Below are 13,467 nucleotides of genomic sequence, written 5' to 3' on the forward strand. Positions count from 1 at the left end.
CTTTTTTATGGAGTTTTACTTATGCTTTTTTTACAGAATTTCTTTAAATTTTTATTTTGAAACATTAATATTGGTATTAAGTTGTTAATATAAGCTTCGCTTTAAGCTTAAAAATCAGAATGATTCATCTTAACTAGACTTTATTTCTTAAATCCTTCTTAATGGTTTTAATAGATCCAGCATTTTTTATAAGTCTAAATACTACTTATCCTTTTTCTCCAAAAACAATCCTTACTTTTGTTAAAAATAGTTTAATGAAAAAAATAATTTTGTTAGCTGTAATTGGTCTGGGAATTGTTTCCTGTACCACTCAAAAAAAAATCCGGAAGATGACAGAACTGCCAAAAGATTGGAAACATAATACAAATATTTACGAAGTAAACATAAGACAATACACTCAGGAAGGAACTTTCAAAGCATTTGCAAAAGAAATGCCCCGACTGAAATCTATGGGAGTAAAAACACTCTGGTTTATGCCTGTTACTCCGATTGCCCGGCAAAATAAAAAGGGAAGTCTGGGGAGTCCTTATGCCGCAGCAGATTATACTTCCATCAATCCTGAATTCGGAACCCTGCAGGATTTTAAAGATATGGTGAATGAAGCTCACAGGTTAGGATTCAAAGTCATCATCGACTGGGTAGCCAATCATACCGGCTGGGATCATCTATGGACAAAAACACATCCTGAATTTTATCTTAAAGATCCGGATGGAAAATTCCATATTGCTTCCGGAATGGATGATATTATTGAATTGGATTATAAAAACCAGGAAATGCGCCAGGCAATGATTGATGCTATGAAGTTCTGGGTACAGGAAACCAATATCGACGGTTTCCGGTGTGACCTTGCTTCATGGGTAGAAGTCGATTTCTGGGAACAGGCACGTCCTGAAGTGGAAAAAATAAAGCCTCTTTTCTGGTTGGGAGAATTTGATGAACTGGAAAGTCCGGAGTACGGTAAAGTTTTCGACGCCAGTTATTCCTGGAAATGGATGCATAAATCTGCTGACTATTACAAAAATAATGAACCTCTTCAGGAATTAAAAGATCTTCTGAGACAATATTCCAATATCGGAGACGCTTCAATGAGAGCCTGGTTTACCACCAATCACGATGAAAACTCATGGAACGGAACAGAATATGAAAAATACGGAGTCATTACAAAACCTATGGCAGTATTCTCTGCAACATGGAATGGCATTCCGTTATTATATTCCGGCCAGGAACTTCCAAATATGAAGAGATTGGAATTTTTCGAAAAAGATGCTATCAAATGGACCAATACCTATCAGGCTGCAGATTTCTATAAAACATTATTGGATTTAAAAACATCAAATCCTGCATTAAGAGGAGGTGATTCCAATGTGACCACCTATCTTCTTAATACGACAGCCAATGATAAAATTCTTGCTTATGTAAGGAAAAATGGGAAAGATGAAGTGCTGGTAGTCCTGAACATGTCAAAAGAACCGCTTAATTTCTCCATTGAAGACGAACATCTGTCCGGAACCTTCAGAAATGTTTTTGATAAAACCAAAAGAGATTTCAGCAATGGAAAAGATTTTAGTTTTAAGGTATCTGATTTTGCCGTATTTGAAAAGTAATATTTAAATCTTTGGCTTTATCTTAATGCATAGTCACTAAGCAGTACCTAATTCCCCTCCGCTGGAGGGGTGTCAAAATCTATGATTTTGACGGGGTGGTTTATCTGCCCGCAATAAAAAAGATCATCCAATGAACAAACAGGAAATAATCAATATCATTAAAGCAAAAGCCGCAGATAAAATCCGGTATTTTGAAAATCTTATTGCAGAAACACGGGCTTCCAACAATGACACCAAAAGCTCGATGGGTGATAAATATGAAACCGGAAGAGAAATGCTTCAGCAGGAAATCAATAACCTGCAGAGGCAGCTCAATGAAGTGTTGAATCAACAGGCTGTTTTGCAGAAAATAACTTCTGATCCTTCGGAAAAAGTTCAGAACGGAACATTGGTGAAAACCAATAAAGGAATGTTTTATGTTGCGGCGTCAATGGGAGAGATTATTGTTGAGAACCAGAAAATCATGACGGTTTCTGCAGAATCTCCTTTAGTGAAGGCTATGTTTGGCAAGAAAATGGGAGAGACATTTACCATCAACAATATCAGTCAGGATATTGAGCATATTTGGTAATAATCTTTAAAATAATATGAAAATTAAAAATTTATTTTTCCTTGCCTTTTTATTGGTAGGTTTGGCGGTCAATGCACAGGTTCGTGCCTCCGTTTCGTCAAAAACGTATGATCTGGAAACAGTTAAATTTACTGTAGATGGTTTTGTGTTTACACTTAATGCAGACGGGTCAATTGCTGATTTTAATGCTCCTGACCTGAATGGCAAGCTGGAATACTATGATGATCAGGTTTTTGATAAAGTGAAATATGGAAAACTTAAAAGCATTGGAAACGTTAAAATAGATTACTGGGAAGATTCTGCTTTCACTAAGGAAAAAGCCGGTAAGCTGAAACGTTTAGGGAATATTTCCGTAGACTATTGGGAAGATTCGGCCTTTACTGAAGAAAAAGCAGGTAAGGTAAAGAAAATAGGAAATCTTGCTATAGATTATTGGCCTAATGATATCATAGATAACAGCAAGATGGGCAAGCTGAAAACGATAGGATCTATTGCGATAGATTATGGAGCAAAAGACGTGATTGATCAGAGTAAGTATAAAAAGCTTGTAAAATTCGGTCCTGTGAGTCTTGATTATTATACTGATAGTTTTATAGACGAAAACAGAAACGGACAGCTGAAATCCATTAACGGAAACAGTGAAAAAATTAGTGTCTCTGTATTGTAATCCATCTGTTGTCTTAATTGGCTGAGAGTGTAGTCTATACATTCATTTATCGAAAAAAACATAAATCTCTTATAAAAAGTATCCATAGGCAGGATGCTTTTTTTTTACTAAATTTGGTCCATAAATTCCTTATCAAAATGCAAAACTACCTGGACCTTTTACAGCATATTTTAGACAACGGAACTGATAAAACAGATAGAACAGGCACCGGAACAAGAAGTGTTTTCGGATATCAGCTGAGATATGATCTGTCTAAAGGATTTCCCTTGGTAACGACCAAAAAAGTGCATTTGAAATCCATTATCTATGAGTTGCTTTGGTTCCTGAAAGGAGATACCAATATTAAGTATCTTAATGATAACGGGGTAAGCATCTGGGATGAATGGGCAGATGAAAATGGAAATCTGGGACCTGTTTATGGTGCACAATGGAGAAGCTGGAATGGAGCAGACGGAAAAGTAGTAGACCAGATTACAGAAGTAATTGACCAGATCAAAAAAAATCCGGATTCCAGAAGACTTATCGTATCAGCATGGAATGTTGCAGAAATTCCTAACATGGCTTTGGCTCCTTGTCATGCCTTGTTCCAGTTCTACGTAGCTGATGGTAAATTATCGCTGCAGCTGTATCAGAGAAGTGCAGATGTTTTCCTTGGTGTACCGTTCAATATTGCAAGTTATGCATTGCTGCTGATGATGGTAGCTCAGGTATGTGATCTTGAAGTAGGGGATTATGTTCACAGTTTTGGAGATGTTCATATTTATAACAATCATTTTGAACAGGTAAACAGACAGCTTGGAAGAGAACCACGATCACTTCCTACAATGAAATTAAATCCTGACGTTAAAAATATCTTTGATTTCGATTTCGAGGACTTTACGCTGGAAAATTATGATCCGCATCCGGGGATCAAAGCTCCTGTAGCCATTTAATTTTTTATATCTTTTTATTTTTTAAATTTACTTCTATTACTTTCATGTGAATAGATGATATTGTCTGTGGTCATAAGTCAGGGAATTAGAATATAAATCCTTTACTACGCTTTCTTTTGGCAATAGTTTCTTACATTTGGAAGAACAATGCCCGTTCACCGGATTTCTTTTGTAAGATGATCCGTTGGGAGGCAATATATCATAAATGTCAAATGCTTAAGAACAGATTATGAAATATTTAAAAATTAATATTGAAGAAAATGCAGATATTGAAGTACTGAAGAATGCTGTACTTCAGCTGAAAGGTGTGGCATCCGCAGAAATAGTGGATGACGAAAATCCGGAAAGTGAACTCAAAAAAGCGTTTGCAAAAACGAAGGAACAACTTAAAAAGGGCGACTATGAAACCCTTGTTAATGATATTTTCGACATCATCATAAAAAAATAATTCTAAAAAATAATAAAGCAAACCGATGAGAAAGGCTATTTTATCAATTGCTATACTTGGAATTTTATTTTCCGCCAATGTATCAGCACAAACCGAAACTTCAGGAAGAGAAAAAGTATACAGAGCTACCCACACGAAAGTAACGGAGCTTAAGCACACAAAACTGAAAGTGAATTTCGATTATCAGAAAGAACAGATGAATGGGGAAGAATGGCTTACCGCTTCACCTTACTTCTATGCCACCAATGAGCTTACCCTTGATGCAAAAGGAATGCTGATTCATGAAGTGGCTCTTGATAACAACGGTAAAAAGTCTCCTTTAAAATACGAATACAAAGATGATGTTCTAAAAATTACGCTGGATAAAACTTATCAGAGAAATCAGGATTATACCGTTTACATCAAATATACCTCCCGCCCGAATGAAGTGAAACAACAGGGAAGTATGGCAATCAATGATGCAAAGGGTTTGTATTTCATAAACGCTCAGGGAACAGATCCCAACACACCAACACAAATCTGGACACAGGGAGAAACAGAATCTTCTTCAGCATGGTTTCCTACTATTGATAAACCCAACCAAAAGACAACACAGGAAATCTTTATGACAGTTCCTGATAAATATGTAACGCTTTCCAACGGTCTTATGAAAGATTCTAAAAAAGAATCCAACGGACTTAGAACCGATCATTGGGTGATGGACAAGAGACATTCTACTTATCTTTTCTTTATGGGCGTTGGAGAATATGCCATCGTAAAAGACAAATGGAAAAACATTCCTGTTGATTATTATATTGAAAAGGAATACGAGCCTTATGCTAAACAGATCTACGGAAATACTCCGGAAATGATCGACTTTTTCTCCAAAAAGCTGAATTATGACTATCCATGGGCGAAATATGCCCAGATTTCCGGAAGAGATTATGTAAGTGGTGCAATGGAAAATACCACAGCCACTCTTCATGGAAGTGATATCCTTCAGAAACCCGGTCAGCTTATCGATGAAAATACATGGGAAGATACCATTGCCCATGAACTGTTCCATCATTGGTTTGGAGATCTGGTAACGGCAGAAAGCTGGAGCAACCTTACCGTCAATGAATCTTTTGCTAACTATTCCGAATACCTTTGGAATGAATACAAATATGGAAAAGACCAGGCAGATTATCACCTGATGACGGATGTGAATAATTATCTTCATAATCCGTCCGATTTTAATAAAAATCTGGTGAGATTCAATTACGAATCCCGTGAAGATGTTTTTGATCTTGTAACATACCAGAAAGGAGGTGGCATTTTAAATATGCTGAGAAACTATCTTGGAGATGATGCCTTCTTTGCCGGAATGAATGATTATCTGAAAACCAATGAATACCAAAATGCTGAAGCCCACCAATTAAGATTGTCTTTTGAAAAAGTTTCCGGGAAAGACTTAAACTGGTTCTTTAATCAATGGTATTTTGGAAGCGGAAACCCAAAGATTAATTATTCATCCACCTTTGAGCCGGTAAAAAAACAGGTTGCCGTAACCATTAATCAAACTCAGGAAAAACCATTTGAATTTCCTCTGGCTATTGATGTCTATGACAATGGAAAACCTAAAAGATATAATGTCTGGGTAAATGCAGAAGCAAAAAATACATTCAGTTTTGATGTTTCTAAAACACCGGATCTTGTCAATATCAACGCAGACGGAGTTTTACTTGCTGATATTACGGATACTAAAACTCCGGAACAGAATCTGATGCAGTTTACCAACTCCAAGGAATTTAAAAGCAGATATCTGGCTCTAAACGGAATTAAAGATCAGGCCGGGAAAAACCCTGCATCTGTAAAATTATTGGCTGCTGCATTAAAAGATCCTTTCTTCAGAGTAAGAAAAAAAGCATTAAACTTAATGGACCTTACTAATCCTGAACAAATGAAAGCATTGGGTGCTGAAGTTGAAAAACTGGCTTCCAATGATCCTAAAACATTGGTACAAGCGGCAGCTATTACGGCTTTAGGAAAAACAAAAGATAAAAAATACCTTCCTTTATTTGAAAAAGGTGTAAATGCTGTTTCAAATGCAGTAAAAGGAAGTTCAATGGGTGCGCTTCTTTCTATTGATCCGTCAAGAGCAAACAGTCTTGCTGATAAAATTGATATGAAAGGTGCTTCAGAAGAATTGCAGGCACAATTGCTTCCTGTTATTGTAAAGAACAGAATTACTTCACAGATAGAAAATATTGCACCTCTTGCCACTTTTTATCCATTCATTAAATTCCAGAATCCGGAATTGGGAAAAGCAGCAGAAGACGGTTTCAACTGGATCATGACTTCCGATAACCTGAAAGCTACTGAAAGTGTCACTAAAATAGCAGGATATGCCAAAAACCAAATGGCAGGCAATCCACAGGCTAAAATGATGATGGTTCAGACGCTGAAAGATGGCTTGAGCAAAAAAATGGAACTGCTGAAACAGAATCCGCAAAACGCCGCAAGTATCAACAAGCAGATTGATGTCATCAATAAAGCAATTGAAAATTATAAGTAAAATAGATAAAGCCGGCAAATATGCCGGCTTTCTTTTACTGTTAAAGGTTTCTGGATTACTGTATTATATTTTAAAACGCATTGGTTTTTAATGATGTTGCAAAAATTAGCATTTTTTACCACTGTTTTTTGCATTATCTTTCATAAATTCGTTTAAAATTTAGACAATTATGAGTTTTGGAATTGAAGCAGCGGGTTATTATGTGCCTGGTTTATATTTGGAGATTAAGGATTTAGCAGAAAAAAGAGGGATAGAGCCGGCGAAATTGGAAAAAGGCCTGGGTCTTCATAAAATGGGACTTTCTGATGTTCACGAAGACGCTGCCACTTTTGCAGCAGAAGCGTTACTGAAGCTTATAAAAGATTATGAGATCAACCCTGAGGAAATGGCAAGAGTATATCTGGGAACAGAAAGTGCTGTAGATGCGGCAAAACCTACAGCTTCCTATGCTGTACAAATGGTAGAAAAAGTATTGGAAGAAGAATTTGGAACAAGATGTTTCAGAAACTGTGATGTGCTTGATATGACTTTTGCCTGCGTAGGGGGAGTAGATGCTTTACACAATGCTCTGGACTTTGTGAGGGTAAATCCTGATAAAAAAGCAGTTGTGATAGCCAGTGATTATGCAAAATATGAATTGGCTTCTTCAGGAGAATATACACAGGGAGGTGGCGCGGTAGCCCTTTTGGTTTCATCCAAACCGGACCTTCTTGAAATTGAAAATAATTGGGGAGTTGCTTCAGAAAGTGTTTTTGATTTTTTCAAACCCAGAAGATCATATAAAAAAGAAGACTTGAATGGGGCTCCTGAAACATATCCAGAAAAGATTGAAATTTTTACAGATGAGCCTGTTTTTGACGGACAATATTCTAACCAATGCTATCAGGATAGAATAAAAGAAGCTTATTATCATTATAAAGAATTAACAGGACAGGATAGACCATATGAAAACTGGGAGTATATTATCTTCCATCTTCCTTATGCCTTCCACGGAAAAAGAGTTTTCACAGAAATCTACAGTCTGGAGAATGGTCTTTCCTATGAAACGGCTGATGAACAGAAAGCAATCGCTAAATCAGAAAATTATCTGAAATTAATCAATGATAAGATAGAAAAGACCCAGAGAGCTTCTTCTGAGATCGGGAATATGTACACCGCTTCTATTTTTATGGCATTTCTTTCTGCTTTACAGACATCTTTTAATGAAAATGAAGAACTTTCAGGAAAAGAAATTGGCTTTGTGGGATATGGAAGCGGATCGAAATCAAAGGTGTTTGCCGGGAAGGTATCCGGAAACTGGCGAAAAGTAGCAGAAAAATGGAATTTATTTGAAAATTTGAACAGCAGAACTGCTGTGGACTTTGAAACCTATGAAAAGCTTCACAGAAAGCAGCTGAAAGATTCTGTAAATAAAAATTACAAAGGCTTTGGACTTGTCTCTATTGAAACAGAAAATCCTGTTTTAATCGGAGCAAGATACTATCATTACCAGAAGTAACTATATTCTCAGTAAAATTGTATAAAAGCATCTCATACTTCGGGATGCTTTACTTTTTTATCTATAGAGATATTATGGTATTTTACAGTTGGATTATTTGTAATTTTAATAATGAGACAGTCAAAAAACGACAATAAATGCTGTGTGAAATTCTCTACAATTCATTTGAACTCAGTAAACAGTAAATGAACGGTTTTTTTAATTGTTATGATGAATAAAAAATTCTGAAACAGGAATTCTCTGTTGGCAGAAGGCTGTTTTTTATATAAAATTTAAGAAGAAAGCCTGTTTTTCACTCCATTTTCTTTAAATTGGTGAATTATTTATATGTATTTTTTACTTCACAATTTGTTATTAATGTTTATTTTTTTAATCATTTATTTTAAATTAATGAAAATTGATTTTAATTTTAAAATTTATTAAAATTTCGTTAATATACAAATTGACTTATTTTTTGTTAATTTTTTAAATATTTTCAAAATGATTTCTCATCATTTTTTTTAGATGAATGTGAATCTCTCTGTTCTGGAAGCGTGTTTTCAGCATTCAGCGAATTGATGTTATAGATATTTATCGACATATTTGTCGCTTGAATATATTAAAATCTGTTAATATGAATGTGAAGTTACATGTATTAAGTGCAGGAGCTTTGTTTTTTTTGGGACAAGCTGCTTTTGCGCAAAAATCTAAGAATGATTCTGTTCTGAAGGAGAATAAGATCGATGAAGTAATCGTTACTGGATACCAGAAGAAAAAAGCAGATGAAATTACCCAGGCTCAGGCTGTTGTTGGTGGTGATGAAATCAGAAGAAACTCTCCTACAACATCTATCGGTAACTCTTTACAGGGTAGAGCTTCAGGGGTATTTGTACAAAGTACTACCGGGCAGCCAGGTGCTGCTGCTACCATCCAGGTAAGAGGGATTGCCGGTGTTGGTGGTTCTTCAGAGCCTACTTATGTAGTAAACGGGATGTATATGACTGCAAGACAGTTCAGTGCAATCAACCCTGCAGACGTAGAGTCTATTTCAATTCTTAAAGATGCCGCTGCTACAGCACAGTATGGTGCGAGGGGAGCAAACGGGGTAGTAGTAGTAACTACTAAAGCCGGAAAAGCTGGGAAAACTCATTACTCATTTGAGACTAAATTTGGTTTTAGTGAAAGGCTTAAGGATAATAACTACACCATGATGAATTCAAGAGAGTTGATGGATTTCCAAAATCAATTGGGATACCTTGGATTTAAACCAAGATCTCAGGAAGAAATGGATAGATTGGCTGCTTATGATCATAACTGGCAAAAAGATCTGTTGAAGCCTTCAAGCATCCAGTCTTACTTATTCAGTGCCCAGGGTGGTTCCAGAGAGAGTACTTTCTATTACTCTTTAGGATATGATTCTGATAACGGGATTATCAGAGATATCGACGGACTTAAGAGATATACAGGTAACTTTGGATTTACCAATAAACTGAGTGAAAAACTGAACGTAGGGATTAACCTGGGGGTTCAGTATCAGGAAACTCAGAATTTTATGGACAGAAACAATACGCAGAACCCATTCGGAGCCATGTATAAATATGCTCCATATGAACCGGTTTATAATGCTGATGGTAGCTATAATCAAACAATGAGAGCGGGTTCTAACGTTGTTGAGCAGATCCGTAATTACAGACTGGATGATCAGAGGTTAAGAATCCCGGTTACTTTATTCGCAGAATATAAAATTATCGATGGTCTGAAGTTTAAAACAAACTTTAACGGACTTTTCGATTGGTACATGGGAACTCAGTGGTTGAAGAAAGGCTCAAACCTTGATTTAACGTTAAACAACAAAATTCCTACAGGGTCATTGAACAAAAATTCATTCTACACATTTAACTATACCTGGAACAACTCCATTAACTATAAAAAGTCATACGGAAGCCACAACTTCGATTTCTTAGGATTTATCGAATATAACGATAACTACAACGAAACGATGAATGGAGGGGCTTACGGATTGAAATCTCCGGTAATCAATGTTCCATCTATTACTACACCTTCAGATAGAAATACATTTACTGGAGTTAAAGTAAGAAATACTTTATTCAGTTTAGCGGGGATGTTAAACTATGACTATGAAGGTAGATATTTGGTAACAGGATCGTTGAGAAGAGATGCTTCTTCAAGATTTGGTGCCAATAACCAAAGTGGTATTTTCTGGTCTGCAAGTGCAGCCTGGAATATCGCGAAGGAAGACTTCATGAAAGGTGGGTTTATTAATGATTTAAAGCTTAGAGGATCTTACGGTACTACAGGTAATGATGGTACTTTACCTGATTATTATAATGTCAATAATATCAGCTACGGTTTATATGGTGCTAACGGTACTTCTTATCCGGGAACAGTTTCAAAAGGTGATTATATTATTGGTAACAGCAATCTTAAATGGGAGTCTAATGCGATTACCAACTTAGGAGTTGATTTTACGATGTGGAACAGAAGAATTCGCGGATCCGTAGAGGTTTACAAAAATAAGAGAAAAGATTTCGTACAGCTTGTACCTTTGGATAAGCAGGAAGGTGGATACTACCAGTATATCAATGCAGGAGATATGTCTCAGAAAGGACTTGAAGTTGAACTTAGTGTGGATGTGATAAAGCAAAAAGATTTCCAATGGAATCTACATGCTAACATCTCTTTCCAGAAGTCTGTTCTTGACAGGCTAGCAGGTGACCAGACAGAAAGAAATTTAGGATATACTTATCTTAAAGTAGGTGAAACTCCATATGTATTCTATAATGTTAGGTTTGCAGGAGTAGATCCAAGTAACGGAAAAGCATTATATTATGATAAAGCTGGAAACGTTACGGATGTTTACAGTGCTTCAAATGCTGTTCCTCTCACTGATAAGTCTCCATTCCCAAAAAGTTTTGGTGGATTCGGAACTACAGTTCAGTACAAAGGACTTGATTTCAGTGCAGATTTTGCATTTAAGCTAGGCGGATATACTTATAACAACATGTATTTTGCCGCTGTTAATCCAACTTTGGCTGTTGCAGGTAGAAATATGGCACAGGCTGCTGCTCAGGTTTGGCAAAATCCTGGAGACACAGGAGTATTCCAGAAAGTTGACTCAAATGGTATGCGTGATTCTGATCAGTGGATTGAAAAATCAGATTACCTGAGATTAAGATCACTTACATTAGGATATACATTTGATAAAGCATTCCTTGGAGAAGGATCGCCAATTAATAAGCTAAGAGCATATGTACAGGGGCAAAATTTATTTACGGTAACTAAATTCCACGGAGAACCCGAAGTTTCTGTAGGATCCGCTGACTCATCATCATTATTTGTTCCCGGATCATTTAACCTTTATACTTATCCTGCTGTCAGAACAATCCTGGTAGGATTGCAATTAGAATTTTAATATTGAATAGCTTTATGAAAAAGAATATAATAAAAATAAGTTTAGCTGCGTTAACTGCCTTTGTATCGTTAACGTCTTGTGACAGAAATTTAGATCAAATCTCATCAATCAATGAAGATCAGGAGCAGGCAATGACGAGACCTGAGACCTTCAGACAGGCCATGGACGGTGCCTATACAGCGCTTAAAGGAGCTGGGTATTATACGAGTGATACAGGAAACCAACTTATCATGGGTGATCTTACCACTGATAACCTGGTTCGTACAACTACAGGAAGAAATACCAATTTTGCGGCGTCAAACTTCGAATTCTCATCCGATAATTCACAGACAACAGGTTTGTTTAGTGCAGCTTATCTTGTAATCAGCAGAGCTAATTTTGTTTTGAAATATATCAATAACGGAGTATTATCCGGAACACAGAAAACAAATTTGGAAGCTGAAGCAAGAGCATTAAGAGCAATAGCTCATTTTGATATTGTGAGAGCGTATTCCCAAATCCCAACTCAATCTGCAGGAGCTAAAAATACGATCGGAATTTATTATTCTGAAACATATTCTCCTTTAAATAATACATCATCCCGAAATCTTACTGTTGATCAGGTATATGATAAAATTACAGCAGATCTATTATTTGCTGCTGATAATATAACTCAGAATGATGCTGATAAAGGAAGATTGAGCAAAGCAGCTATATACGGATTATTGTCCAGAATTGATCTTTATAGAGGAGACTATGTTAATACTATCAAATATGGTGAATTAGCATTAAACCTTTCTCCAAGTATCACAACATTGGATAACTTTACAAGAATCTGGAAAGAAAACGAAGGTATATCCAGAATTACTGATGGAGTATTATTCCAGATATCGAATTCTGCAGCCGAGCAAAATACGGTAGGAGTTGCATACAACCAGTCAGTTCCGGCTTTAAGATCAGAATTTGTTGTAGATTACGATTTATATACAGCTTATACATCAAATGATGTTAGAAAAGGAGCTTACTTTACTGTGGGTACATATAGCGGACAAAAATACAACCACGTTACAAAATATTCTGGTAATGGTGGTCCTTCTAATATTGTACCGGTTAAATATCTTAGATCTGCTGAAGTATTATTGAATGTAGCTGAAGCATATTTCAGAACAGGTAATGGTGCACAGGCTTTGGTTCTATTAAATAAATTAAGAGCTGAAAGATATTCATCATTTACACCTGGTACAGAAACAGGACAGGCTCTTTTAGATGCTATCCTGAAAGAAAGAAGACTGGAGCTTGCATTTGAAAATGACAGATGGTATACATTGAAGAGATTAAACCTTGCCGTTCAGAGATCAGGTAAAGGAGATCTTTTTGATGGTACCGGTACCCCTGCGGTTGCACAGACTCTTGAAGCTGGAAGCTACAAGTGGCAGTGGCCAATTCCTATTTCTGCTATTCAGGCAAACCCGAATATTAAGCAGAATGATCAGTATTAATCATATTTAATTTTGAGGGATCCTATTCTTATGGGAGTAAAATTGTATACTCGAAAATAATATATTTTAATATTAAAAGTAAAGGCATTTCATTATATGGAATGCTTTTATTTTTTGTCCTGTCCTGAAATAAGTTGACAGTTAGTTCGCTTATGTTATGGAAGATCAGGAATTAAAAGTTGAAAAGCGAATGCAATGAAATGATGATATTGGCTTTAAATTATGAGTCGTATTTGTGATATAAGGATAATTTTATTACTATTTTATATGGATTTTACCTGGGTGAAAACAGTATTTTATTTATTACAATTCATTTTTAAA

The 13,467-nt window shown here is 36.1% G+C and carries 9 protein-coding genes; all 9 read left to right on the top strand.

Annotation, left to right across the window (positions count from 1 at the left end; genetic code table 11):
• Positions 1 to 254: 254 nt before the first annotated feature.
• The 9 genes from AB1278_RS06685 (at position 255) to AB1278_RS06725 (ending at position 13,146) form a co-directional block, all read left to right on the top strand.
• Positions 255 to 1,604: an alpha-amylase family glycosyl hydrolase gene (locus AB1278_RS06685; RefSeq protein WP_202838892.1), complete on the top strand. Its 1,350-nt coding sequence runs from the start codon at positions 255 to 257 to the stop codon at positions 1,602 to 1,604.
• A gap of 130 nt (positions 1,605 to 1,734) precedes the next feature.
• Positions 1,735 to 2,175 carry a hypothetical protein gene (locus AB1278_RS06690; RefSeq protein WP_110010190.1) on the top strand — a complete coding sequence of 147 codons (441 nt, stop codon included), beginning with the start codon at positions 1,735 to 1,737 and terminating at the stop codon, positions 2,173 to 2,175.
• Between the two features lie 16 nt (positions 2,176 to 2,191).
• On the top strand, positions 2,192 to 2,842 hold the full coding sequence (locus AB1278_RS06695; RefSeq protein ID WP_429813189.1) for a hypothetical protein: 651 nt from the start codon (positions 2,192 to 2,194) through the stop codon (positions 2,840 to 2,842).
• 137 nt (positions 2,843 to 2,979) lie between these two features.
• The gene (locus AB1278_RS06700) at positions 2,980 to 3,774 is read left to right on the top strand and encodes a thymidylate synthase (protein WP_110010188.1); all 795 of its coding nucleotides are present in this window, start codon (positions 2,980 to 2,982) and stop codon (positions 3,772 to 3,774) included.
• Positions 3,775 to 4,003: 229 nt separating this feature from the next.
• Positions 4,004 to 4,222, top strand: coding sequence for a hypothetical protein (locus AB1278_RS06705; protein WP_110010187.1), 219 nt, complete (start codon positions 4,004 to 4,006; stop codon positions 4,220 to 4,222).
• A 25-nt stretch (positions 4,223 to 4,247) separates the two neighbouring features.
• Positions 4,248 to 6,758, top strand: a complete 2,511-nt coding sequence (locus AB1278_RS06710; protein ID WP_343643649.1) for a M1 family metallopeptidase — start codon at positions 4,248 to 4,250, stop codon at positions 6,756 to 6,758.
• A 169-nt stretch (positions 6,759 to 6,927) separates the two neighbouring features.
• Positions 6,928 to 8,256 (top strand): hydroxymethylglutaryl-CoA synthase family protein, encoded by a 1,329-nt coding sequence (locus tag AB1278_RS06715; protein ID WP_202838894.1) that lies wholly within the window; start codon positions 6,928 to 6,930, stop codon positions 8,254 to 8,256.
• A gap of 613 nt (positions 8,257 to 8,869) precedes the next feature.
• A complete protein-coding gene (locus AB1278_RS06720) occupies positions 8,870 to 11,668 on the top strand; it encodes a SusC/RagA family TonB-linked outer membrane protein (protein ID WP_429813194.1) in 2,799 nt (932 codons plus the stop codon).
• Positions 11,669 to 11,682: 14 nt separating this feature from the next.
• Positions 11,683 to 13,146 (top strand): RagB/SusD family nutrient uptake outer membrane protein, encoded by a 1,464-nt coding sequence (locus AB1278_RS06725; protein WP_429813197.1) that lies wholly within the window; start codon positions 11,683 to 11,685, stop codon positions 13,144 to 13,146.
• Positions 13,147 to 13,467: the final 321 nt, after the last annotated feature.

Source organism: Chryseobacterium sp. NRRL B-14798 (genome assembly GCF_050470705.1).
GTDB classification, from domain to species: Bacteria; Bacteroidota; Bacteroidia; order Flavobacteriales; family Weeksellaceae; genus Chryseobacterium; species Chryseobacterium cupriresistens.